The organism is Parajatrophihabitans canadensis (genome assembly GCF_053764775.1).
In genome coordinates, this window is the sequence record NZ_CM132445.1 from 3,480,544 (window position 1) to 3,505,630 (window position 25,087).

Annotated in this window: 18 protein-coding genes and 1 pseudogene; 12 read left to right on the plus strand and 7 right to left on the minus strand. The window is 63.1% G+C overall.

Annotated features, from left to right (window positions below):
- Nucleotides 1–14 precede the first annotated feature (14 nt).
- The gene (locus tag ACSMXN_RS16835) at nucleotides 15–416 is read left to right on the plus strand and encodes an OB-fold domain-containing protein (protein ID WP_022914749.1); all 402 of its coding nucleotides are present in this window, start codon (nucleotides 15–17) and stop codon (nucleotides 414–416) included.
- Between the two features lie 105 nt (nucleotides 417–521).
- Complete coding sequence (locus ACSMXN_RS16840; RefSeq protein WP_022914748.1) at nucleotides 522–1,724, plus strand: thiolase family protein; 1,203 nt, start codon at nucleotides 522–524, stop codon at nucleotides 1,722–1,724.
- A gap of 32 nt (nucleotides 1,725–1,756) precedes the next feature.
- Here ACSMXN_RS16840 and ACSMXN_RS16845 read toward each other — a convergent pair whose 3' ends face one another.
- Nucleotides 1,757–2,986, minus strand: coding sequence for an alanine racemase (locus ACSMXN_RS16845; protein ID WP_022914747.1), 1,230 nt, complete (start codon nucleotides 2,984–2,986; stop codon nucleotides 1,757–1,759).
- 197 nt (nucleotides 2,987–3,183) lie between these two features.
- Here ACSMXN_RS16845 and ACSMXN_RS16850 point away from each other — a divergent pair, with 197 nt between their 5' ends.
- The 5 genes from ACSMXN_RS16850 to ACSMXN_RS16870 all read left to right on the plus strand — a co-directional run bounded on the left by ACSMXN_RS16850 (nucleotide 3,184) and on the right by ACSMXN_RS16870 (nucleotide 8,345).
- Nucleotides 3,184–3,915 carry a GAF and ANTAR domain-containing protein gene (locus ACSMXN_RS16850; RefSeq protein WP_022914746.1) on the plus strand — a complete coding sequence of 244 codons (732 nt, stop codon included), beginning with the start codon at nucleotides 3,184–3,186 and terminating at the stop codon, nucleotides 3,913–3,915.
- 186 nt (nucleotides 3,916–4,101) lie between these two features.
- Nucleotides 4,102–4,920 (plus strand): molybdate ABC transporter substrate-binding protein, encoded by an 819-nt coding sequence (modA, locus tag ACSMXN_RS16855; RefSeq protein ID WP_455407606.1) that lies wholly within the window; start codon nucleotides 4,102–4,104, stop codon nucleotides 4,918–4,920.
- A gap of 9 nt (nucleotides 4,921–4,929) precedes the next feature.
- A complete protein-coding gene (modB, locus tag ACSMXN_RS16860; protein WP_022914744.1) occupies nucleotides 4,930–5,826 on the plus strand; it encodes a molybdate ABC transporter permease subunit in 897 nt (298 codons plus the stop codon).
- Entirely contained in the window at nucleotides 5,823–7,028 is a 1,206-nt protein-coding gene (locus ACSMXN_RS16865) for an ABC transporter ATP-binding protein (RefSeq protein ID WP_022914743.1), read from the plus strand. Before modB ends, ACSMXN_RS16865 begins: the two co-directional genes overlap by 4 nt.
- 81 nt (nucleotides 7,029–7,109) lie before the next feature.
- Nucleotides 7,110–8,345, plus strand: a complete 1,236-nt coding sequence (locus tag ACSMXN_RS16870; RefSeq protein WP_022914742.1) for an FAD-dependent oxidoreductase — start codon at nucleotides 7,110–7,112, stop codon at nucleotides 8,343–8,345.
- 205 nt (nucleotides 8,346–8,550) lie between these two features.
- Here the strand turns inward: ACSMXN_RS16870 and ACSMXN_RS16875 are convergent, their stop codons facing one another.
- The 4 genes from ACSMXN_RS16875 to ACSMXN_RS16890 form a co-directional block, all read right to left on the minus strand.
- The gene (locus ACSMXN_RS16875) at nucleotides 8,551–9,414 is read right to left on the minus strand and encodes an LLM class F420-dependent oxidoreductase (protein WP_022914741.1); all 864 of its coding nucleotides are present in this window, start codon (nucleotides 9,412–9,414) and stop codon (nucleotides 8,551–8,553) included.
- Between the two features lie 213 nt (nucleotides 9,415–9,627).
- The gene (locus tag ACSMXN_RS16880; RefSeq protein ID WP_022914740.1) at nucleotides 9,628–10,800 is read right to left on the minus strand and encodes a thiolase family protein; all 1,173 of its coding nucleotides are present in this window, start codon (nucleotides 10,798–10,800) and stop codon (nucleotides 9,628–9,630) included.
- Between the two features lie 244 nt (nucleotides 10,801–11,044).
- Nucleotides 11,045–11,803: an SDR family oxidoreductase gene (locus ACSMXN_RS16885; protein WP_022914739.1), complete on the minus strand. Its 759-nt coding sequence runs from the start codon at nucleotides 11,801–11,803 to the stop codon at nucleotides 11,045–11,047.
- 116 nt (nucleotides 11,804–11,919) lie between these two features.
- Complete coding sequence (locus ACSMXN_RS16890; protein WP_022914738.1) at nucleotides 11,920–12,480, minus strand: GNAT family N-acetyltransferase; 561 nt, start codon at nucleotides 12,478–12,480, stop codon at nucleotides 11,920–11,922.
- Nucleotides 12,481–12,645: 165 nt separating this feature from the next.
- Between ACSMXN_RS16890 and ACSMXN_RS16895 the strand changes: the two genes are divergently transcribed.
- From ACSMXN_RS16895 to ACSMXN_RS16910, 4 genes and pseudogenes are all read left to right on the plus strand, one after another.
- The gene (locus ACSMXN_RS16895; RefSeq protein ID WP_022914737.1) at nucleotides 12,646–14,079 is read left to right on the plus strand and encodes a hypothetical protein; all 1,434 of its coding nucleotides are present in this window, start codon (nucleotides 12,646–12,648) and stop codon (nucleotides 14,077–14,079) included.
- 71 nt (nucleotides 14,080–14,150) lie between these two features.
- Nucleotides 14,151–14,816, plus strand: a complete 666-nt coding sequence (locus ACSMXN_RS16900; RefSeq protein ID WP_022914736.1) for a TetR/AcrR family transcriptional regulator — start codon at nucleotides 14,151–14,153, stop codon at nucleotides 14,814–14,816.
- Nucleotides 14,810–16,546: an ABC transporter ATP-binding protein gene (locus tag ACSMXN_RS16905; protein WP_022914735.1), complete on the plus strand. Its 1,737-nt coding sequence runs from the start codon at nucleotides 14,810–14,812 to the stop codon at nucleotides 16,544–16,546. The genes ACSMXN_RS16900 and ACSMXN_RS16905 overlap by 7 nt, the downstream gene beginning before the upstream one ends.
- Before the next feature lie 71 nt (nucleotides 16,547–16,617).
- Nucleotides 16,618–18,547: pseudogene (locus ACSMXN_RS16910) on the plus strand (ABC transporter ATP-binding protein).
- Nucleotides 18,548–18,555: 8 nt separating this feature from the next.
- Here the strand turns inward: ACSMXN_RS16910 and ACSMXN_RS16915 are convergent.
- On the minus strand, nucleotides 18,556–19,815 hold the full coding sequence (locus ACSMXN_RS16915; RefSeq protein WP_022914734.1) for an MFS transporter: 1,260 nt from the start codon (nucleotides 19,813–19,815) through the stop codon (nucleotides 18,556–18,558).
- Between the two features lie 100 nt (nucleotides 19,816–19,915).
- On the minus strand, nucleotides 19,916–21,403 hold the full coding sequence (locus ACSMXN_RS16920) for an MFS transporter (protein ID WP_027139786.1): 1,488 nt from the start codon (nucleotides 21,401–21,403) through the stop codon (nucleotides 19,916–19,918).
- Nucleotides 21,404–21,583: 180 nt separating this feature from the next.
- Between ACSMXN_RS16920 and ACSMXN_RS16925 the strand changes: the two genes are divergently transcribed.
- Nucleotides 21,584–24,862, plus strand: a complete 3,279-nt coding sequence (locus tag ACSMXN_RS16925; RefSeq protein ID WP_022914732.1) for a ricin-type beta-trefoil lectin domain protein — start codon at nucleotides 21,584–21,586, stop codon at nucleotides 24,860–24,862.
- The last annotated feature ends 225 nt before the right edge of the window (nucleotides 24,863–25,087 follow it).

Sequence of the window (25,087 nt, forward strand, 5' to 3'; positions counted from 1 at the left end):
GTACACACAGAGGTATGGCATCCCAAATTCCGTTGGTGGACTATCTCGTCCTGGAGCCAACGCCGCATCTGCTGGCGAACGAATGCACCTCCTGCAAAGCGAGATTCTTCGACCGCCGCAATGCCTGCGCGTCCTGCTTCGGAACCAGTTTCGACAAGGCGGAGCTGACGACTGAGGGTGAAGTCAAGGCTTTCACGATCGTGCAGATGGGTCCCAGAGGTGTCCCCGTCCCTTACGTGGCAGGCTTGATCGACTGCGATGGCACCAGCGTGCAGGCGAACATCGTGAACTGTCCGCCCGATCCCGAACACCTCTCGCTCGGAATGAAGGTGCGGCTGACGACGTTCTCCATCGGCCTCGACGAGGCTGGCACCGACGCGATCAGCTTCGGCTTCGAGCCTTCGCCGATCAGTTGACATCCATTGCTTGAGATCGATTGCTTGAGATCGATTGATTGAGATCGATTGATTGAGATCGATTGATTGCCCGACATCACTGATTGTTCCAGTAAGGATTGCATCATGAGTGAAGACGTATGGATCCTCGGCATCCACATGATCAAGTTCGGCAAGTACGCAGATCGTGATGTCGTCGACCTGGCGGCCGAAGCCGCAATGAATGCCATGGGTGATGCCGGAGTCACGATGAAGGACATCGGGGTTCTCGCGGCCGGCAACATCACCGGAAACGCTGGCGGTATTTGTCAGGCCTTGCAGAAACAGATCGGCCAGACCGGTATTCCCGTGTTCAACGTTGCCAATGCCTGCGCGACCGGCGCAACCGCATTGCGTGTTGCCATCATGTCGATCAAGGCTGGCGAGACCGATATGGGCCTGGCCGTGGGTGTCGAGAAACTCTCTGGAGCCGGCCTGCTCGGTGCCAGGCCATCCGAAGATGCGAAGGTGTGGCAGCCCGCCGGCCGCGTCGGCGCGGTGGCTCCGCTTGAAGGTCGCATCGGGACCTCCGGGATGCCGGGCGTGTTCGCCGAGATCGGAATGGAGTACGGCCACAAGTACGGGGGCACCTCCTTCGAACTCTTCGCCAAGATCAGCGAGAAGAATCACGCACACTCGACATTGAATCCGCTTGCTACGTACCAGAAACGCTTCACCCTCGAAGAGATCATGGGTGACATGATGATCGCCTACCCGAACACGCGCCCGATGTGCTCGGCAAACTGTGACGGTGCGGCCGCGGCGGTTGTGGTAAGCGATGCAAAGCTCAAGACCCTTTCACTGGAACAACAACGGCGAGCAGTCAAGATCTCGGCTTCGGTTCTGACCAGCGACCCGTACGAAGAGGGCTGCCAGGTGCTGCCCAACGTCAACAGCCTGACTCGGGCGGCATCCAAACGCGCCTACGAGCTGGCCGGGGTCGGGCCGCGAGAGCTCGATCTGGTCGAACTACACGACTGCTTCGCGACCGCCGAGCTCGTGCACTACGACAACCTGGGGCTTTGCGAAGAGGGCGGCGCAGTCGACTTCTTCAACTCGGGCGCGACTTGGCGCGACGGCTCTACTCCCGTCAACGTTTCGGGAGGCCTGCAGTCAAAAGGCCATCCCGTCTCAGCCACTGGGATCGCCAACGTGTGGGAGATTTGCCATCACTTGCGCGGCGAGGCCGGTGAACGACAGATCGAGGGCGCAAAGGTCGGATTGGCGCACGTGATCGGTATCGGATCGTCCTGCGGCGTCCATATCCTGGAGAAGTCAGCGCTGGGATAACGACGTCGAGTACGGACAAAAGGGTCGAGCCGCTATCGCACCTTGCCGCGTGCCGCGACCTGCCACGAAACCAGTCCGCCGACTGTGCTCAAAACGGTCGCATCATCAAAGAGATTGACGACCGGACAGATGTGGTTCGGAACAACGGCAAACCGCTCGCCGATAGCGGGGACGCTCTGCGAACAGGCGACGACACTGTGCTCCTCGCTCACCCGCACGACATGCGATTGCAGCTCGGGCAGGTAACCGAAGCTCACAAGCTGCGAACTCTCGTCACGGCCTGAGCGATCAGTGCCCTCACGCTCGTGAAACTCAAGCGTCCGCCCTTCGATGCTAAGACTCTTCGAACCAGCGTCCAGGACACACTCGCCCCGCTTCGCTGACACCGACACAACTGTCGCGACGACGACCGCTGCGAGATCCTTGGACGAGGCCGCACCCACCGCTACCGAGTTCATGTCATAGAAGACGTAACCGCCTGGTCGCACCTCAGCCACCTCCGGTATCTCCAACAGGTACCGCCACGTAGGCGTTGATCCCATCGAGATAAGCGGATCAGGCACGCCAGCCGCCTCGAGCTGTTCGGCGGCTCGGACCATGATCCCAGCCGCCTGATCAGTCATCGCAGCCCTTTCATCGTCGCTGGTCGCCCGCTTCAGGACATGCCCTTCGTGTGTCAAGACACCGACAAGCCTGAGACCGGGTAGCCGCCGGATGTCGCTTGCGAGGCCCGGAACAGCGCTGAGCTCCGCGCCAACCCGCTGTAGACCGGTCTCGATCTCGAGCAAGATATCGATCTCGCGCGCCTGGGCGACTTCGTCGCTCGCCCCTACGACCCTTGATACCGCGTCCGAGATGCCTTGAGCGACTTCGAGTCGATCAAGTGACACGCTGACCGATGTGCGCGCGGCGAGCGCCATCAGCCGATCGAGTTTCGGCTGCCCCACGACAGGGAAGGCCACGAGTAGGTCAGCCACCCCCGTCCGGGCCATCACCTCGGCCTCGCCGAGTTTGGCAACCTGAAGCCCAGCGGCCCCGGCTTCGAGCTGCATGTTCGCGATCTCGATCATCTTGTGCGTCTTCGTGTGTGGACGCAGCCGCTTGCCGTGCGCTGCGCTTTCCTCCGCGACGCGCGTGACGTTCGCCCTCGTCCGCTCCTCCGAGATCATCAGGCAAGGCGTGTCTGGGGCCAGCCTCGCCGCCTCGACAAGCCAGTCGCCAGGTGTAGTTGTCGTCGCGGTTGCGGTCGTGAAGGTCGACATACCCTCAGCAGATCACATCAACACGACGCGCGTGGCCTTCGACTTAAGCCGGTTAGGACGCTTATTTCGGTGGCGGAGGTGTGATTCTCACGTCACCGCGGACCGCTAGCTTAGATTCCGGGCGTCTGATTCCCTAAGGTTCCTTTTTGGTCTAGCAGCAGGCCGATGCAGGAATTCATTGAAAGGGCTCAACAGCCATGGATGACATGCCTGCTGCGCGCGATGCTGCCCACGTGTTCGCGCGGATAGCTCGCGAATTGGCTACGCAAGGCGATCTCAAGTCGACTACCGGACGGGTAGTCGAACTTGCTCAGACCGTCCTCGCCTGTGATTCGACCGCGATCTGGTCGATGACCTCGCAGGGCCAGGCAAAGTTGCATGCCTCGACCACGCTCGTGCTGGCAGAACGTTTCAACGAGATTCTGTCCGAGGTTCGCGAGGGCGTCGCTTGGTCGTGCCTGCAAAGCCACGCCACGATCCGGGTCGAGGACATCCGCACGGACTTCCGGTGGCCCGCCTATCGAGCGAAGGTACTGGAGGAAGACGATCCATTTCTGTCTGCCGTCGGATACTCACTCGACATCGGGGGCCGCAGTATGGGCGCGCTCATCATGGCGTCACGGCAGCCACATTTCTTCACCGACGACCGGGTCGACATCGGCGCGATGTTCGCCGAACACGCAACGATCGGCATCGAAGCCGCGACGTCGCTGGAGCGGGCGCAGAATCTCGAAGTCGCGGTTACCTCCAACCGCAGGATCGGAATCGCGATCGGCATTCTGATGACGGAGTATCGCATTCAGGAGCAGGAGGCATTCGACATGCTGCGGGTCTTCTCCCAACATCAGCACCACAAGATCCGCGATGTCGCCGAAGATGTGATCCTGACGGGCGCCCTGCCCGAATGGCCACAGCGACGCCCGGCGTGAGAGCGCGCCCCGCCAGCTCGCATTTCTGGTCGGATAGGCATTGATGAGACGCTGATGCGGAACCGATCTGTCTAAAATTCCGCGCCTGCGGATAGACTGTCGAGATCATTCGCGGAGCCGTCAGGTCGCGTAACCAGTAGTGACGATCTGACCTCTGACACCGCCGCCGAACACCTGGAGAAACGCGTGCCCCGTAGATCCCTGGTCATGGCCACGACCATCGCGACCGCCGCCCTGCTCGTCGCAGGTTGCAGTTCGTCGAGCAAGTCGTCAGCGCCCGCAGCCGGTAGTTCGACAGCCGCCTCGAGTGCGAGTTCGTCAGCGTCGGCGGTAACGGGCACTGTCGTCGTGTTCGCCGCGGCCTCGCTACAGGGGACCTTCACGACCTTGGCAAAGCAGTTCGAGGCTGCCCACCCCGGCGTCACGGTGAAGTTGAACTTCGGCGCCAGTTCTACCCTCGCTCAGCAGATCATTCAGGGCGCGCCGGCGGACGTCTTCGCGTCAGCGGCGGTCAAGAACATGACACAGGTGAGCGCGGCCGGCGGCGCCACCACATCGACCAACTTCGTCAAGAACGTCATGGAGATCGCCGTTCCGCCGAGCAATCCAGCCAACATAGCGGCCGTCGCGGACTTGGCGAAGTCCAGCGTCAAGGTTGCCCTGTGCCAGCCACAGGTCCCGTGCGGCTCAACTGCTGCAATGGTATTCAAGAACGCCAACATCACCGTAAAACCAGTAACTCTCGAACCTGACGTCAAATCCACCCTGGCCAAGGTAGAGCTCAAGGAGGTGGACGCGGGCGTCGTGTACGTGACGGACGTCCTAGCGGCAGGCACCAAGGTCAAGGGCGTTGAAATCCCCGACGACGTGAATGCCTCCACCGAGTACCCCATCGCAGCGCTTACCAAGGCCAGCAACCCAAACGGAGCACAAGCCTTCACGGCCTATGTGCTGTCTCCGGACGGGCAGAGTGTGATGACGGCCGCTGGTTTCGAAAAGCCCTGACCCATCGAGGTGAAAGGCACGCCGGCCGACAGACAGGCCGCGGCGAACAGTCCAGCCACTGGATCGCTCGGCCCGCGCAGGCGGCGCGGTGACGGCGCGCAACGCGCCATCCGAGCAGACAATCGCGCACCCGTACTGATCGTGCTACCGGCGCTGCTGGGGCTTGCCTTTTTGATCCTGCCGCTGGTCTCACTGCTCGTGCGCGCGCCCTGGCGAGGCATGGGAAGGCTGCTGTCCGAGACCCAGGTCCTGACCGCGCTACGGCTGTCGCTAGAGTGCGCGACCGCTGCGACTGTTGCATCGCTGGTGTTGGGCGTTCCGCTCGCGTGGGTGCTGGCTCGTCTTCGGTTTCCGGGCATCGGACTGCTCAGAGCCATGGTCACGCTGCCGCTCATTTTGCCGCCCGTGGTCGGGGGGCTCGCCCTGCTGCTCGCCTTCGGGCGCAACGGCCTGCTGGGCAGGTATCTGGACGATTGGTTCGGTTTCACGCTGCCCTTCACTACCGCCGGCGTCATCGTTGCCGAGACCTTCGTAGCGATGCCATTTCTCATCGTGACCGTCGAGGGTGCCTTGCGTTCTAGTGATCGGGGTCTGGAAGAAGCCGCGGCCACGCTCGGCGCGTCCAGGCTCACCGTCTTTCGCCGAGTGACCTTGCCGCTGATCGGGCCGTCGCTGGCGGCCGGATCCGTGCTCTGTTGGGCGAGGGCGCTCGGCGAATTCGGCGCAACCATCACGTTCGCAGGCAACTATCCAGGCACCACGCAGACGATGCCGTTGGCTGTCTATAACGCGCTCGAGACCGACCCCGAAGCTGCGATCGCGCTGAGCCTCGTGCTGCTGTTGGTGGCGGTGGTCGTGCTCGTGGCGCTACGCGATCGCTGGTTGCGGGCGGGTTCGACGCCATGATCGGTGATGAAGGCGGCCCCGAGGACCTTTCCGATCTAGGACACTCGGCTGAGGCCCCTACCGGGCTGGCTGTGCACGCCGTAATCGATCGCGACGACTTTCGCCTCGATGTGGAGTTCACGGTCGCACCGGGAGAAATACTAGGTGTTCTCGGACCAAACGGTGCCGGGAAGACGACCCTGCTACGCGCATTGGCAGGCCTCGCCTCGTTGTCGTGGGGAAGCATCCGCCTTGACGGTCAGATACTCGATGACGCGGCCACCGATCGATTTCTGCCGGCCGAGCAGCGACCGGTGGGCTTGCTGTTTCAGAACTACCGACTCTTTCCGCACTTGTCCGTGCGGGGAAACGTTGCGTTTGCGCCACGGTCGGATGGTCAAGGTCGGCGCGCCGCTCGACGATTGGCCGACGACTGGTTGAGCAGGCTCGGTCTCAGTGAGTTCGCGGACCGGAAACCGGGCCAGCTTTCCGGCGGACAGGCTCAGCGCGTGGCGCTGGCCAGAGCGCTTGCGTCAAATCCCGGCATGCTGTTGTTGGATGAGCCCCTAGCCGCCCTAGATGCTCGAACCAAGCTAGAGGTACGCGCCGAATTACGAAGGCACCTGAAGGCGTTCGACGGCCCAACGCTAATCGTCACCCATGATCCCCTGGAGGCCATGGTGATGACCGATCGGCTACTTGTGCTCGAGGAGGGCCGGATCGTCCAGCAAGGCACCCCCGCGGAAGTAGGGCGGCGTCCTGCAACCCAGTACGTAGCTCGCCTTGTCGGCTTGAACCTGTACCCGGGCGCGCTGGGCGCTACGGTCAGTGCCGCCGACCAGACGAGCATCCGAGTGACGATCGACGGCGGCGGGGTATTGGTCGCCGCAGGCGGGGTCATGGTCGCCGCAGGCGGGGTATTGGTCGCCGCCGGCGGGGCCCGGGTGCTAGCCGCTATTCGACCGACCGCGATTGCGCTGCACACGAGCCCACCCGTCAATTCCAGCGCACGCAACATCTGGCCGGGAACCGTCAGCGGGTTGGAGTTGCTCGCCGACCGCGTCCGAATCCAGGTCGCCGGTTCGCCGTCGGCACTGGTGGACGTTACCGCCGATGCTGTCGCAGACCTCGACCTCGCGGAGGGAACGCCGGTTTGGCTTGCGGTCAAAGCCGGCGAGGTCGATGTGTATCCCGACCCGAACTACCCAGGTGCGGCAGCATGAACAGCTCCAGCCGACGAATGCGGCGGCGGGTAGGGTCGAAATCGAATGCGCTGAAGGTCGGTCGCGAAAGAGGGTGCATCAGTGAATGATTCCGAGAGTTTCGTCGTCCTCGGTGCAAGCCTTGCCGGAGCCAAAGCAGCAGAGGCCTTACGAGATCTGGGTTTCGCCGGTGAGCTAATCCTGATCGGTGCAGAGAATCAGCTACCGTACGAGCGTCCGCCACTCTCCAAAGGCTATCTAGCGGGCAAGGCAGCCCGGGGCGACGCGTTCGTCCATCCCAAGGATTGGTACAGCGACCACGACGTCGATCTACGGCTGGCAACTCAAGCGGTGAGCCTTGATCGCACGGCACGTGTGTTGAGCCTCGCCGACGGCAGCACGCTCGGCTACGACAAGTTGTTGCTCGCGACCGGGTCGAACCCCCGGACACTAACCTTGCCTGGTGCTGAGGCACGGTCGGTGCACTATCTGCGCACTATCGATCAATCCGAAGCTTTGAAGGCAAGCTTCGGTCAGAAATCAAGTCTGGTCGTGATCGGCGCAGGTTGGATCGGTCTGGAAGTGGCCGCGACCGCCCGCGAGGCGGGTTTGGAAGTAACAGTCATCGAGTCGGCTGAGCTACCGCTCCTTACAGTGCTGGGACCGGAGGTGGCCGCGGTGTTTGCCGAGCTGCATCGCCAGCACGGCGTCGACCTGCGCCTGGGCGCCTCCCTCGCTGAGATCCTGACTGAAGACGGACGAGCGAGCGGCGTTCGGCTCGCCGATGGCAGCACCGTCGATGCCGACCTGGTACTGATCGCGATAGGCGCTCGGCCGAACACCGAGCTGGCCGAGGCAGCTGGGCTCGAGGTCGACAACGGCGTTGTCGTAGACGCTTCTCTGACCACGAGCGATCCGAACATCTTCGCTGCCGGCGATGTGGCCAACGCCTTTCACCCCTTGTTCGGAAAGCACATCCGTGTCGAGCACTGGGCAAACGCGCTGAAGCAGCCAGCCACGGCGGCGGCCGCAATGCTCGGGCAAGTCGCCTCATACGACGAGCTGCCTTACTTCTTCACTGACCAGTTCGACCTCGGCATGGAATATGTCGGCTACGTCGAACCGGGTGGCTATGACCGCGTGGTTTTCCGCGGCAATGTGGAACGGCGCGAATTCATCGCCTTCTGGCTCGCCGACAACCGGGTGCTCGCGGGTATGAACGTCAACGTCTGGGACGTCACCGACTCGATCAAGCAGCTGATCACCTCGCGGGTCATCGTGGATCCGGCACGCTTGGCCGACAGCGAAGTACCGCTCGACGAAGTGGAACCAGGCTAGCTGACGCATCCCTCAAAGCTGCCAAACCGGACACTCAGGATCCTCGAGGCCGCCGGTGTCAGCTGGAACGTCTACCAGGACGCACTCGGCCTACCTATCGGCGGGACTCCGAGTGCCGTGCATCGTCGTTTCACCTTGGACCGCTGGCGGTTAGGGCGCAAGCGAGCGATTCGATCACACCTCGGTCCTGCAGTTCCTGGACTCGCTAGAGCCTATTGATGACTTCGTCGGCAAACCGCGCCATCGCGTCGCTGTAGGTCTGCTTGGTGGGACGCCCTTCATAGCCCCGCGGCCCGGTGATGACCCTATCCGCTCCCAGCTCACGAATTCGGCGGACAGCGTCCAGATTGCTGTCCGCGCTCGCGCTGACGATGAACGGCTCGTCTTCGCGACCGGCGGTCTTTCGGGCCTCACGGACGACACCGAGCATCGACGTGAAGGTCTCGCCGTCCGGTGCACCGATCTCGATCCAGCCATCGCCCAGCGCCCCGGCTCGCCGCAATGCGGCTGGCGACGTACCGCCGATCTCGATTGGTATGGACGGTTTCTGAAAGGGCTTGGGCTCGAATCGCAGGGGCGGCAGATCGTAGTACGTGCCCTTGTGAGTTATGACTTCTTCGCTCCACAGCCGCCGCAGCAAGGGGATGATCTCATCTGCCCGCTTGCCGCGGTTGCTCGCTGATTCACCGACGATGTCGAACTCGTCCTTGAGCCAGCCGACACCGGCGCCCAAGGTCACGCGGCCATGCGAAATCCGGTCGACCGTCAAAACAGACCGTGCGGTGATGATGGGATGCCGCAAGGGCAGCACATAGACGTTCGTCCCCAGACGGATGGTTTCGGTCATCGACGCGATTGCGCCAAGTAAAACCCACGGGTCGTAGACGGCGGTACTCGCCGTTATCGGTGCCTCGCCGGACTCGGTGTACAGATAGGTCGCAGGCAATTCGGCCGGCAACACGAGATGTTCAGGGACCCACACCGACTCGAAACCGAGACTTTCGGCTTCTTGGGCAAGGGCAGGATAGAACCGAGGACTCAGGCCCCCGAGCGAGAAACCGAATTTCATATTGGCAGATTAGCTCAAGCCTTCGACTCGGCCAGCATCACAACCACTGAAAACAGAATGGTCCTGGGCCGGAGCAATCAAACTCTTCGTTTGACGCCCGAGCCCAGAACCATTCTGCGATGTGTCGGCGGCCCCGTCGATCGCTAGCCCCCGATGAGTGGCCTAACCATCGACGCCGTTCACGCTGACGGCGATCGCGACCGGATCGGCGATCTAGACCTCGATCAGAACTGCGCCACCCATGCCGCCACCGGCGCACATCGATGCGAGACCGAGGCCACCGCCGCGACGCTGGAGTTCATAGATGAGGGTGTTGATCATGCGTGCACCTGAAGCGGCCACTGGGTGACCCAGGCTGCAGCCGCTACCGCTGAAGTTGACGAGTTCCTCGTCCAGGTCGAACAGCTTGCAGGCAGCGACAGGAACTGATGCGAACGCCTCGTTGATCTCGAAGAGTGTGATGTCCTTGGTCGTGCGACCCGCGCGATCGAGGACCTTCTGCATCGAATCGAGCGCGCCGAAGCCCATCCGCGCCGGGTGGACGCCGGCGGCGGCCCAGGCGATGACCTTGGCCATCGGCGTAAGGCCTTCAGATGCGGCGAACTCTGCGCTGGTAAGGGCAACTGCGGCAGCGGCGTCGTTCACACCGCTGGAGTTGCCGGCCGTGATCGAGAACCCGGGAATCTCGGGGTGCAGGACCTTCAACGTCGCGAGCTTCTCCAGCGTGCTGGACCGGCGAGGGTGCTCATCGACCGCGAACTCCACGATCGAGCCATCGGCGGCCTGGACCTTGATCGGAACGATCTCGTCGACGAATTTGCCGGCCTCGATCGCGTCCGCGGCACGCTGGTGCGAGCGCCACGCCCAGCGGTCCATCTCCTCGCGGGTGATGCCCGCTTCGTTGGCGGTGTTCTGGCCGACCAAGATCGACACGTCGGCGATCGGGGCGAGCTCGGAGTTCGGGTGCGTCGGCGGGAACCACGGCTCGAACTGGTCAACCGTGCCGGCGACGCGCTTGCTGAGGACGGGCGAAGTCGAGGACGACTGGACGCCACCGGCGACGATCGCGCGCTCCATACCGGACTTGATGCCAGCGGCGCCGTTACCGATCGCGGTGAGGCTGCCCGCGCAGTGCCGGTTCAGAGCCTGTCCGGGGACGGTGATCATGCCGTTAACGACAGCCGCATAACGTGCGAGGTCGCCACCGCCGTACATCGACTCGGCGAAGATGACGTCATCGAAGAGTGCCGGGTCCAGGCCCGAGCGTCGCACGGTCTCGTCGAGGATGAGAACGGCGAGATCTTCGGCAGAGGTGTTGGCCAGGGTGCCCTTTCGAGCCGTACCAATAGCGGTACGAGCCGCACTTACGATAACTGGGTCAGACACGTTTTACCTCTAGTCCTTGGGGGGGCAGTGGACGCCAGGTTCCGGCGTCGCCAACTACATGGCAGATATGTGCCTTTGACGTTAACCGCTGATCGCCAGGAAACCGAGTTCATGTGACGTACTTAGCCCACCAGTCCCCCACCCGTCGGCCACCAGTCCCCGACGAGCCCCCCGAGGAGAGCGGTATACGAGGGGGTCGTCCTAGCGACTCGGACGTATACGGGTTGCGTTGATCACGCCTCGATCAGGCGATGCCGCCGTTCGCGTAGATCACTTGACCATTGATCCAGTGGCCCGGGCCGGCCAGAAAGGCGACGACCTCAGCAATATCTTGAGGCTGCCCGAGGCGTTGCAGTGGAGGTTGCGCTGCCATTCGCGCGATCGTCTCCTCATCTTTGCCGTCGAGAAACAGGGCCGTGGCGGTCGGACCGGGCGCCACTGCGTTCACCGTGACATCGCGCCCGCGCAACTCTCGAGCCAGGATGAGGGTGAGCCCTTCCACGGCCGCCTTGCTCGCGACATAAGCGGCATACGTCGGCAGCGCCAACTTCACGACGCTCGTGGAAAAGTTGATGATCGCCCCGCCGGCGCGGACACGTTTCGCTGCCTGCTGATTGATGACGAAGGTTCCCCTGATGTTCGTCCGATGCATTCGATCAAGCGCGGCCAGGTCGAACTCAGCCACTGGTCCGAGAATCATTTGTCCGGCGGCGTTGACGACAACATCGACACCGCCTAGTTCGCTCTCGGTGCGGTCGAACAACCGAGCGATCGCGTTCTCATCGGCCACATCGGCCTGAACGGCGAAGGCGCGGCGGCCTAGTTGCAACACCTCGGCGACTGCCTGGTCGGCTTCAGCCTGATTTCCCGCGTAATTCACGACGATATCGAATCCGTCCGCAGCCAGTCTCGTGACCACGGACCGACCGATACCTCGCGACCCGCCGGTAATCAACGCCACGCGGCGCCCGTCGTTCTGATCATCGCGGGTTTGTTCGGTCATGGCGATTCCCTTCGTCGTCCTTGGACCGATCCCATCCTGCCCGATTGTGTAACGCTCGGCACCGTATGGATGCCGACCGTTACACGATTCGCCAGGAGCCAACGTCCGTGGCTCAGCTACCAGACGTCGCCCTCGCGCCAGTCGCAGCTCAGCTCGCCGGCGAGGTCAACCGAGGCCGCCGCCGGAAAGACATAGATCCAGCCGTCCTCGGCGGGCGTCCTGGTCAGCCCGGTCGGTGTCATCGCTGAAGTGGGTCCTCGCCACAACTTCCAACCGCGCGCTGTATAAAACCCGACGGCTTCATCGGTCGAGCCCAACGCTCCCAGGTCGTACGCCGCCAACACCACGCGTTCGAGCGCTGCCATCACTGCGGCCCCATTCCGGCGACCGCGGTGATCCGCACGAACGCCGACCCCCTCGACGTAGCCGGTGCGCAGCGACCGGCCGCGGTGCAGCAATCTGCGTTGAATCACTGATCCATGAGCGATCAATTCCGCGCCGTCCCAGACCATGGCGTGCAGGCCGCCCAGGCAGTGTTCCCAGTCGGCATCTGACATGTCTGGGTGGAAGACGTCGTCGAGCAACGTCCGCGCTGCGCGCAGGCTAACGCCGTCCAGATCGGCGGTGTGCAGAACGGTGACCCGGGGGCCCGCCGTGGTCGTTGAAGCACTCACCATGAACCTAGTTTGCAGGCTTTGAAGCCCGAGCCATAGCGATTTTGCTCCCACAATCGACTACTCATCGTAAGCGAGAATTGTTACATCGCTGACTTCTTAGGCTCCGATAATTACTCCGCGTGACATTCTGCGACGAAGTAGTCGCCACCGACCAAGGGACCCGAGATGACGGCAGATGCCAGGATCGAAGAGCTTGCCCAGCTGCTGCGAGACCAGCAAGTGGAGATCGAAAGACTTCAGCGGACCATCGCGACCCGAGGTGCGACAGCGGACTCGCCGCGTCCCGACAGTGCCGCACTGTCCATGCTGGCTCCCGCAATCGACGGGCCAGAAGGGGACGGATCGAGTCGGCGGCGGTTCTTCAAGCTCGCCGGCGCTACTGCCGTCGGAGCCGCGGGCGTGGCCCTGCTGAAGCCGGGCGAGGCCAGCGCCGCGGAGGCTGACCCATATCCGCAGTACGTGCTCGACACCGGCGACACGATCACCGGCAAGTTAGCCGTCACGGGAGCGGCTTCCGCCAATTCGGCAACAGAGATCGGCGACGCTGCCGAGCATGCCCTCACCGTGTTCGCGAACACCGGCGGCATCGAGATCGACTCCAAGTCCAAACAGCGAATCCGGATGCAGGCCCAGACTCGCTGGGACTCGGACGACGACGGTCTGGTCGGTTCTGGCTTCAACATCAACAACCCGGCGACCGTGTGGCGCCAAACCGGCGAGAACCACAAGGGAGCGCTACTCGAAATCCAGCAGTGGCTCGAGGCCGGCCCCCACGAAGCCGGAGCGGCCACCAACCATCCGGGGACGACGTTCAACGTGCCAAAGGCCGACTTCTACAAGATCGGCTGGATAACCGCACACTACGATTCGCCAAACCCGGTCGACACGATTCATCAGCATATGAATTTCGAGACCTGCAACGCCGACCTCAAGACGAAGATCACCCGCTTCCAGATCTCCTGGGGAGAGGACATCGCGCTGTGCTCGTTCGTCAATTCCAACGTGCGTCTGATTTACACGGACAAGCTGCTGACCTTCGGCAGCGCCGGCCAGGTCGCTGCGACCTACACCGATGCAACCGGGCGCCTCGACTTCACCGGGCACCCGGTCTCATTCACAGCCAAGCAGTTGCAGGTCGCCGGCACCCCGGTAGCGCCGACGCTGTTTGCTCGCAAGCCTGTCGACGAACACGTTGTCAGTTGGGCACAGCTACAGAGTGACAATGATCTCGGGCTCACCCTTACACCCAATTCCACATACACATTCAGCGCATTTCTCAACTGGTCCAGCGACCCGGCCGCAGACCTGAGACTCGCTTGGCAGGTACCGGCCGATGCCACGATCGTGTGGACACCAGATGGCCTCGGCACGACCGCCGCAACCGCGACCGGCGAACCAAAACGATCCGTCAACGGCTCCGAGGCCGTTTCGATGGGCGGCGTGGGTGCCGCCGTAAAACTCGCCGCCACGCCGACCGGAATCATCCGTACCGGCGCAACCGCTGGCGAGGTTCGGCTGCTCTGGGCGCAGAATGTCACGCACCCGTCGACCAGCACGCTCTATGCCGATTCGTATTTGCAGCTCACCCGAGTCGTTTGATCGGTCGCGGCTCGCCGAACTTGCTGCGCTTTCGGCTTGTGAGTGAGCGCTCACTCACATAGTCTCAGTCCATGTCCCGCGCCCAGCCGATGCCGCCTGACGCCCGGCGGGACGCCCTCATCGTTGCGACGCTTCCGCTGCTGCGTGAATACGGATCAGCGGTGACGACCCGTCAGATTGCGACGGCAGCAGGCGTCGCCGAAGGCACGATCTTCCGGGTCTTCGAAGACAAGGACGCCCTTCTGCGGGCGGCCGTTACGGCTGCGTGCAATCCCGAACGGGTGCTGGCCGAGCTCGCCGGAATCGACGTCACGGCACCGCTGAGGACCCGACTCGTTCTAGCCGTGGAGATTCTGCAAGAGCAGCTGATCACCGTTCTGGACCTGATGACGGCAATGCGGATGACCGAGCCGCCCGAGCAAATCGACCGCGCCTCCGCGCGCCCGATAAATGATTTGATCTATGACGGTTTGATCCGAATACTCGCAGCAGACCATGATGATCTCCGGCTGCCCCCGCTCGAAGTGGCGCGCATGCTTCGGCTGCTGACGTTCGCCGGTTCGCATCCATTGATCGCCGCCGGCAACACCCTGACGGCCGAGCAGATCGTATCGGTGATCCTCGACGGAGTGCGGCTGCACCCGGTCGGCGACGAACCGTCGCGCAGCGAATCGAGCACCAAGGCAACGCCCCAGTCCGTGCCACAGTCCGTACCACCCAGAGGTAGCCGATGCTGATCAGACTGCTGCGCGTGCAGCTCGAACCTTATCGACGACCGCTGTTGGCGGTTGTTCTGCTTCAACTGGCCGGCACGATGGCCTCTTTGTACCTGCCGAGCCTGAATGCCGACATCATCGACAAGGGCATCGCACGTGGCGACACCAACTACATTCTCTCCATAGGCTGTTGGATGCTCGCCGTCAGCGCGGTACAAATCGTCTGCTCAATCGGCGGGGTCTACTACGGCGCCCGTACCGCGATGGCGTTCGGCCGCGACCTGCGGGCGGCGATTTTTCACCGGGTCGCTGACTTTTCGGCGCGCGAGGTGGCCCAATTCGGCGCGCCATCGCTCATCACCCGCAGCACCAACGACATACAGCAGATACAGATGCTTGTCGTGCTCGCCTGCACGATGTTCGTTGCCGCGCCCATCATGTGCGTGGGCGGCATCGTGATGGCTCTGCGCCAGGACGTCCAACTCTCCTGGCTGATGTTGGTGAGCGTGCCCGTTCTGGTCGTCGCCATTTCGGCGATCATCTGGAAGATGGTGCCACAGTTCCGCATGATGCAGACGCGCATAGACGCTATCAACCGCGTTCTCCGCGAGCAGATCGCCGGCGTTCGAGTCGTCCGCGCCTTCGTCAGAGAGCCTTACGAGACCAAACGATTCGCCGCCGCGAACACTGCGGTCACCGAGTCCTCGGTCCGCGCCGGCAGGCTCATGGCGACAATCTTCCCAGTGGTAATGCTTGTGCTGAACGTTTCGAGTGTCGCGGTGCTGTGGTTCGGCGGAAAGCTGGTGGACTCGGGCCAGATCGAGATCGGGGCACTGACCGCGTTTCTCAGCTACCTGGTACAGATCCTGATGTCGGTGATGATGGCAACGTTCATGCTCATGATGGTGCCCCGGGCCGCTGTCTGTGCCGAACGGGTCACTGAAGTACTCGAGACCGAATCATCGGTGAAGATCGCGAAGACGCCCGTTACCAAGTTCCAGACCAAAGCCGCTGAACTCGAGATGCGGGCGGTTCAATTCGAGTTTCCCGGTGCCGCAGCCCCAGTACTGCGCGATATCAGCTTTCGTGCCAGCGCCGGGCAAACCACCGCGATCATCGGCAGCACCGGCGCTGGCAAAACCACGCTGTTGTCGCTGGTGCCGCGACTCGTCGATGCCACCAAGGGAAGCGTGCTCGTCAACGGCGTGGACGTTCGTGAGCTTGATCCCGAAGTCCTGCGATCACGCATCGGCCTCGTCCCGCAGCGGGCGTATCTCTTCTCTGGAACCGTTGCCAGCAACCTTCGCTATGGAAATCCGACGGCCTCCGACGATCACTTGTGGGAGTGTCTCCAGATTGCCCAGGCGCGTGATTTCGTCCAGCAGATGCCCGGTGGGCTCGAGGCGCCCATCGCCCAGGGCGGGACGAACATATCGGGAGGCCAACGGCAACGGCTGGCGATCGCGAGGGCGCTCGTGCGCCGACCCGAGATCTACCTGTTCGATGACTCGTTTTCGGCCCTCGACCTCGGGACTGACGCTCGGCTACGCGCTGCTCTCGCCGAAGTGACGGCCGAAGCGGCAGTGGTGATCGTCGCTCAACGCGTTTCGACGATCATCGATGCTGACCAGATCATCGTCTTGGAAGACGGCGCGATCGTTGGAGTTGGTCGTCACGACGAGCTGCTGCGCACCTCTGCAACGTATGCCGAAATCGTCGCTTCCCAGCTCGCGGCCGAGGCGGCAGCGTGACTACTCCGAAACGCCTGCCCGCCGCGGGCCAAGGCGCGCGCAGCGCCGGACCACCGTGGATGAGCGCCGGCATGCCAGCCGAGAAATCGATGAACTTCTCGCCGTCGGCCAGACGGCTGCTCGACCGGCTTCGTCCGCATCGTCTGCAGTTGATCGTGGTAGTGGCCCTCGCCGTGCTCAGCGTCACGCTCACCGTTCTAGGGCCGCGCATACTCGGTCGCGCGACAGACGTCATCTTCGCCGGAGTGATCGGCAAGCAACTGCCGGCCGGCACGACAGCCCAGCAGGCCGTGGACCACGCCCGTCAAACCGGCAACGGTCACCTCGCTGATCTGCTGTCGCACACGCACGTGACCCCAGGATCTGGAATCGACTTCACGAAACTGGGTCATCTGCTCATGCTGGCCCTGAGCCTGTACGTCGCCGCCAGCATCCTGTCGTGGTTACAGGGCTTTCTACTCAACGGCCTCGTCCAGCGCATGATCTGGCAACTGAGAGCCGACGTCGAGACCAAATTGAACCGGCTGCCGTTGCCATACTTTGACAACCAGCCGCGCGGTGAGCTGCTGAGCCGAGTCACCAATGACATCGACAACATCGCCCAGACCATGCAACAGACTCTCAGCCAGCTGCTCACTTCCTTGCTCACGGTCATCGGCGTACTAAGCATGATGTTCATCATCTCGCCGCTGTTGGCGTTGATCGCTCTCGTGGCCGTACCCCTTTCAATGATCGTGACAAAACAGATCGCGAAGCGTTCGCAGCGGAAGTTCGTTGCCCAGTGGCGACACACCGGAGCGTTGAACGGCGAGATCGAGGAAGCCTTCACCGGGCACGAGTTGGTCAAGGTATTCGGCCGCCAGCAAGAGGTTCAGGACAGTTTTGACAAGCAGAACGAGCAGCTGTTCACAGCGAGCTTCGGGGCCCAGTTCATCTCCGGAATCATCATGCCGACCATGATGTTCATCGGGAACCTGAGCTACGTCTCCATCGCCGTGATCGGCGGCCTGCGCGTCGCGTCCGGCGCGATGAGTCTCGGCGATGTGCAGGCGTTCATCCAGTACTCCAGGCAATTCACGCAACCCCTGACGCAGGTTGCCTCGATGGCGAACCTGCTGCAGTCCGGTGTTGCCTCGGCCGAGCGGGTGTTCGACCTGCTCGACGCTGACGAGCAGAGTGCTGACCCGGTACCGGCAGTGACGGTCGCGAGCCCCCATGGCCGGGTTCGCATTCGAGCACGTTTCGTTCCGCTACGTAGCAGATACGCCTCTCATCGATGATCTGTCCCTCGTTGCCGAGCCTGGCCATACGGTCGCAATCGTCGGACCAACCGGTGCAGGCAAGACCACTTTGGTCAATCTGGTGATGAGGTTCTACGAACTCGACGGCGGCCGGATCACGCTAGACGGCGTCGACATCGTCGAGATGCGCCGCGAAACACTTCGCGGTGAGATCGGCATGGTGTTGCAAGACGCGTGGTTATTCGGTGGAACCATTCGGGAGAATATCGCCTACGGAAAGCCAGACGCCTCCGACGATGAGATTCTGGCCGCTGCCAAGGCAACTTTCGTAGACCGATTCGTACACAGCCTGCCGGACGGCTACGAGACCCTCATCGACGAGGAAGCGAGCAACATCAGTGCCGGAGAAAAGCAGCTGATCACGATCGCGCGAGCGTTCCTGGCTCAACCGTCGCTGCTGATCCTGGACGAAGCCACGAGTTCTGTCGACACCCGGACGGAGGCGTTACTGCAACGCGCAATGGCCGCGTTGCGCGCCGAACGTACCAGCTTCGTCATCGCACACCGTCTGTCTACGATTCGCGACGCCGACCTCATTCTGGTGATGGAGGCCGGCCAGATCGTCGAACAGGGCACCCACGCAGAATTGCTCCAGGCGCGCGGCGCGTACTTCCGCCTGTACAACGCGCAGTTCAGCCAATCAACCGACGAAGATTTGGACGATCTGACGGCGCCGATCGGCGCGAGCAGCCGGGGCTGAGAAAGTGCCTACGGCGCCGGATCAGCTACTGGAGAGGCCGCCGCGGCCGCACGAACCATCGTTGGATCAGGCGATTCAGCCACCCTTCGGTAAGCCGCGAGGCCCAGCAAGGCGGCCACGATCGACATCACTCCGGCCGTAGCGAGACCCAGTCTTGGCGTCCACGTCTGGGAGAGCCAGCCCGCGATCAGTGCACCGGCGGGCGCGCCACCGAGCAACGCGGTCATGTACAGCGCCATGACCCGTCCGCGCATCTCCGGTACCGCACTCAGCTGAACGATGGCGTTCGCGCCGGTGATGCAGCTCATCTGCGCCATTCCCAGGATCGGCAACACCAGCACCAGGGCGAGCACGGTCGGCATGACCGATGCCACGAGCCAGATCGCGCCGTAGGCAAAACAACTGATCGTGAACCATGGGACGTCGGCTCGGGCACGTTTGGCGGCGACCAGCGCGCCCGTGAGCGTGCCCGCAGCCAGCGCGGCGGTCAGTAAGCCATAGAGCCGGGCCGAACCGTCGAACACATCGGTGGCCATCAGTGGAAGCAACGTGTCTTGTGTTGTGGCAAACGTTCCGATGAACAACATTGTCACGAAGACAAGACGCAGCTCAGCATGGCCGCGGACGTAACGGATGCCTTCGCTGAACTGGCCCTTGGCTCGGGCCACGAGGGGCACCGGTTGCAGTTCGTCCTTTCGAATGCTGCTCAAGAACCCGATGGCGACGGCGGCGGCAACGGAATAGGTCAGGATTACCCAGCCGGTTCCGACGGTCGCAATGAGTTGCCCGGCGATCGCCGGGCCGATCAACCGGGCGGCGTTCACTGAGGCACTGTTCAACGCCACCGAGTTCGCCAGGGCGTCGGGTCCGACCATTTCGACAACAAAGGAGAGCCGCGTCGGGGTATCAACAGCAGCGACGATTCCGAAGAGACAAACCAGGATGTAAACCTGCCAGAGCGAGATGGTGTTGGTGACGTCCAGCACGCCCATCACGAAGGCGATCGAACCCATCAGACCAGTCGTCGTGTAAATGACATTTCTCTTTGGATATCGGTCTGCGAGTACGCCTGACCACGAACCGACGATGGGTATCGGAAGAAATGTCAGTGCCGTGACGAGGCCGAGGGCAACCCCGCTGTGGGTCAGCTCGAGGACCAGCCAGGCTTGCGCGGCACGTAGCATCCACAAACCGTTGAACGCGATGTTCATACCGATGAGGTAGAGACGGAAGTTTCGAATGTGCAGCGACGCGAAGGTGCCAGCCACGCGCTGCCTCCCGATCCGTCTCTCAGTTGAGGCTCAAGCCTTACACAGGCCCGCGTCGATGACCAGAGCACCGCTCGTCGATCGGTCACACTCGGCACGTCTAGTCGGCTGTCACGACCCGCGCAGGCTCGTCCGAAGAAGTGCGGGCCAGGCTCAGCGCCTCGGCAACCGGCGGTGGTCGCGGGATGAAGGTAGCCAGCGCCACACCGATCAAGGCGCTGACGGCACCGATTACGAGCGCCAGCCGAAACGCACCCCGGGTCGGAAACGCGACGCCGCCCACTTCCATCGTCAGGCTCGCCAGCAAAACCCCCACGACAGCGCTCGAAACCGAGGCACCGACGGCCCGAGAGAGTGTGTTCAGACCGTTGGCGGCGGCAGATTCGCTGACCGGTACTGCTCCCATGATCAACACTGGCATCGACGCGAAAGACAACCCGACACCGACGCCATTGATGATCGAGACCATGACCAGGTGCCACACCTTCGACATCGTCAGCAACGCCACAGCAAAACCGAGCGTAAGAGTCGACAAGCCGAGGATGAGGGTGACCTTGCCGCCAAAGCGCCGCACGATGCGGCCGGACACCGGCGAGAACAGGATCTGCACGAGCCCCGACGGCGCAAGGCACAGGCCGGCGCCGACCATAGACAGACCGAGCCCGTATCCGGTCGACTTCGGCGCCTGCAACAACTGCGGAATGACCAGCCCCGTCACGAGCAGCGCGAACCCGGCCAGTACAGAGGCAGCATTGGTGAACAGCACTGGCGGCGCCGAAGACACCCGGATGTCGACGAGCGGCTGCTGCAGCGTGGTCTCATACCGTACCCAGACCAGGAGAACCGCGACGCCGGCCACCGCGAGGCCGATCACCAGCGGGCTCGTCCAACCCCAGGAATTGCCCTTGCTGACGACCAGCAGCAGAAACAACAGCCCGGTGCTGAGACCGATCGCCCCGAGCACGTCAAAGCGGCCGGGCCGTCGGATCTCGGATTCGGGCACAACGAAGAAAACGGCTACGAATGCGAACGCGCCGAGCACCGCCGTACCGACGAAGATCAGGTGCCAGTTGTAGTGCTGCGCGACGAGAGCGGCGACCGGCAGCCCCAGCGAGCTACCGATCCCGAGGCTGGCGCTGATGAGCGCGACTGCGCCTGGAACTCGCTCTGAGGGCAACTCGTCGCGCAGAATCGCAATCGACAGCGGCAGGATGCTGGACGCCGCGCCTTGCAGGGAGCGCCCGAGCACGACGAGGCCGACCTGCGAGGTGCACGCGACGACGATCGAGCCGACCGTGAGCAGGACAAGACAGAGCAGTAACACCCGCCGCTTGCCGTACATATCCCCCAGCCGCCCGCTGATGGGAGTAGCGATCGCGGCGACCAACAGCGTGGACGTGACGGCCCACGACGCATTCGAGGCGGAAGTATCGAAGAGGTGGGGTAGCTGTCCGAGCAGCGGCACGAGGATCGTTTGCATGAGCGAGACAAGGATGCTCGAGAAGGCCAGCACCACGACGATCAGCCGGGCGGCGCCTGCTTCCATAGGCGGCCGCAGGGCCGTGTCGGAGGCCGGTGGCGTGCTCATCGCTCTCCGTTCACGCCGGTGGTTTTGAAAGAACTGCGCTCAAAGATCGGACGTTACTACTGCTCGGCCCGATGAGCGCTAGCCAAGGTGAGCAAATGCACGGCCGTAATGGGACGGACATACGGGCTCGCTACCTTCGTTAGCACTCGGCACTCTCATCGAGAAGACTCTGGGACATCGATGGACCGACAGCTCGCGCACCGCACGCTTTGTCTCATCGTCGCGACGCTGGTGGTGGTCGTCTCGGTCGCTGCATCGACCGTCGGCGCACCCGCATCGGCTGATGAGACAACGGTCTCCTACGACTCGATGCGCACTGGTTGGGATCCGAACGAGCCGGGTTTGGCGCCCGCCGCGGTCAGCTCATCGGATTTCGGCTCGGTCTTCACCACGGTGCTTCCGCGGCCTGCCGGGGCAACCGCGAACCAGGTGTATGCCCAGCCGTTGCTGGCCGGTGGCACGCTGGTCGTGGCAACAGAGGAGAACCAGCTCCATGGCCTGGATCCAACGACCGGCGCCGTCCGCTGGACGGTCACCTTGGGCCCCGCCTGGCCCGCGGCAACGAGCGGCTGCGGTGATCTCACCCCCGACATCGGCATCACGTCGACACCGGTCTACGACGCGGCGAGCAATACCATCTACGCCAGCGGCAAGGTCAACGACGGTCCTGACGTACATCATCCGCGATGGCGGCTCGCCGCGATCGACGCGACCACTGGCGTGATGCGGCCAGGTTGGCCGGTCACCATTGCGGGCGCTCCGGACAACGACCCATTTCGGCCGTTCGATCCGGCGCAGGCCGGACAGCGCGCTGGGCTCCTCCTCATGGGCGGCAGGGTTTATCTAGGTTTTGCCAGCCATTGCAGCTATCTGCCGTACGTCGGCTACGTGGCATCGGTTGAAACGACCTCGCGACAGGTACATATCTGGACGACTGAGGCTGGTTCCACCAATTCCGGCGGCGGCGTCTGGCAGTCCGGCGGCGGCCTCGTCTCCGATGGTCCAGGACGAGTTATTTTCGCTACCGGCAACGGATTCTCCGCCGCGTCGCCCGGGGTCGGACCCGGAGGCAGCCCGCCGACAAAGTTCGCCGAATCCGTTGTTCGACTATCGGTCGCCGCTGATGGGACCATGACGCCGAAGGACTTCTTCAGTCCGGTCAACAATCCCCAACTTGATCGCAACGACACCGATCTCGGTTCGGGCGGCCCCGCGGCGCTTCCGGCGAGCTTCGGAACTCCATCTCATCCCCACCTGCTGATCCAGGTAGGCAAAGACGGTCGCGTCTTCCTGCTTGACCGCGACAACCTGGGTGGCACCGGTCAAGGTCCGGCGGGCACCGACGCGGCTTTGAGCGTAGTGCAGCTCAAAGGGGTGTGGGGGCATCCGGCGGTCTGGCCCGGTAGCGGTGGCTACGTTTATATCGTCGAGACCAATGGAAACCTGCGCGCCCTACGCGTCAACGCCAACGGTTCCGGCGTGCCGACGCTCAGCGTTGCGGGTACCAGCGCAGAAACCTTCGGCTACACCTCGGGTTCGCCAGTCGTCACCTCGTCCGGGTCCAGCGCCGGCTCGGCTCTGGTCTGGGTGGTGCAGAGTTCGGGAGCCACCGGTACCGGTGGCAGATTGCTCGCCTACGACGCGGTACCCGTCGGCGGCGCTCTGCACCTTCGGTACGCAGCCCCGGTCGGCACGGTTGCCAAGTTCGTAGTGCCGGCCACTGACAGCGGACGGGTGTACGTGGCCACCAGGGACGGCCGGGTGCTCGGCTTCGGACGCCCGGCGGCATCCGTCATCAGCGCACCTCCGGTGGGCTTTGGCAACGTCGCGGTGGGCAAGACAGCAACCGCGACCGCGACACTGACCGCCCACACCGCCGTACACATCACCGGGCTCGCAACGAACCCACCGTTCGCGGTCGGTGCGGGCGCTCCACAACTGCCCCTTGACCTGATTGCCGGACAGATCCTGAAAGTTCCTCTTAGTTTCACACCGGCGGTCGCGGACGCTGCAAACGGTCTGCTGAGCATCGCGACCGCAGCGGTGGGCAGCGTCGAGGTAGATGTTCACGGCGTCGGAACGGCGCCAGGACTAGCCGCGGATCCGGGCGCAATCAGCTTCGGACAGGTGGCAATCGGAAGCGCCGTGCAGGCCGGGGTATCGCTCCGAAACACCGGGACGACGCCAGTAGAAGTGCTCAACACGAGCACCCCCGCGGCACCATTCTCACTCGCCGGACTGCCGCCAAATCACACAGTCATCGCGGCGGGCGCCGCGATCACGTTCACGGCGACGGTGCAGCCGACCTCGGCGGGCAGCTTCGCCGCTACGACCACCATCTTCTGGCAAGGCGGAGGCAAGCTGTCGATTGCCCTGTCGGCCACGGCGGTTAGCGGTGTCGCGCACCTGAGCCTCGCACCCGCCAGCCTTGACTTCGGACAGGTGCCCATCGGACAGAGTCGAAGCCTGACATTCGACATCGGCAATACCGGGACGGTTGCCCTGACCTTGAGTAAGGCTGCGCCACCAGCAGCGCCTTTCACGGTATCAACACCAGTCGCTGAGGGCACGACGCTGCAACCCGGCGAAGTCATTGAGCAGACAGTCACCTTTGCGCCTACCTCACAGCTGGCCGCAGAAGGCAACTATGCGATCACCGCTGATGACGGTAGCGGCGGACAGCAGGTTGCGATTAGTGCAAACACCACACCCCCGATAGGCAACATTCACAATGGCGTCCTGTGCCTCGGCAGCGCGGGCGGCACGGCGGTGCTCGAGACCTGTTCGACGGCGACGAGCCAACAGTTCTGGATCCCCGGTGACGGCACCTTGGCCCGCGCCGGCGGCGATTGCTTACAGGCCACCGCCATTGCCGTGGGGTCAAAGGTTGGCTTTGCCGCCTGTCAGAACATCGGTTACCAGAAATGGGCATGGCTGGCCGATCAGACACTGCAGAACCGGAAGTCCGGGCTATGCCTTGCCGCACCTACCGATCCGGTGCCTGGCAACAAGCTGAGCCTGCACACCTGCACGGCCTACGGCAGTCAGCGCTTCGATCTCGGACCCCTCATGCACAGCCGCGGCCAGGCCGTCGGCAACGGCGGCCTGTGCATCGATGCCCGCGGGGGGTCTGCACGCGCCGGAACCGCTGTTCAGACCTATACCTGCAATCTGACGCCGGCTCAGTTCGTAACCGTACCAACGGGTACCGGAACGCTTCAGATCCTTGGATCTTGCCTTGGGGTGATGGGTGCGCCTGCCCCGGCCAGCCCGGTCGCACTGGCCACCTGCACCGGATTGGCCGACCAGCAATGGGCCGCCCAGGCGGGTGGTGCAGTTATCAATCCAGCATCGGGTCTCTGCCTTGATGTGCCGCGCGCCAGCCTGACGCCAGGTACCGGACTACAGGTCTATGCCTGCAACTCAACGCCGGCGCAACGCTGGACCCTGCCGCAGTAATCAGCTCGCATCAGGTCCCCGTTAATTTCTGAGAACTGGCTGGGCAAACGAAATGTTCGCTTATACCGATCGTCATCGTTCGGCAACACCGCGTAACTAGCGTTTCGTATCACCAGCAGGTGGCTGCCAATGAGGGCGCCGCGGTGGATTGGCCAAACCGAGGCCAGACAGGACACCAATACTGCCCCAGGGGCGTAATCATGGTCCAACCACAATGCACGATCG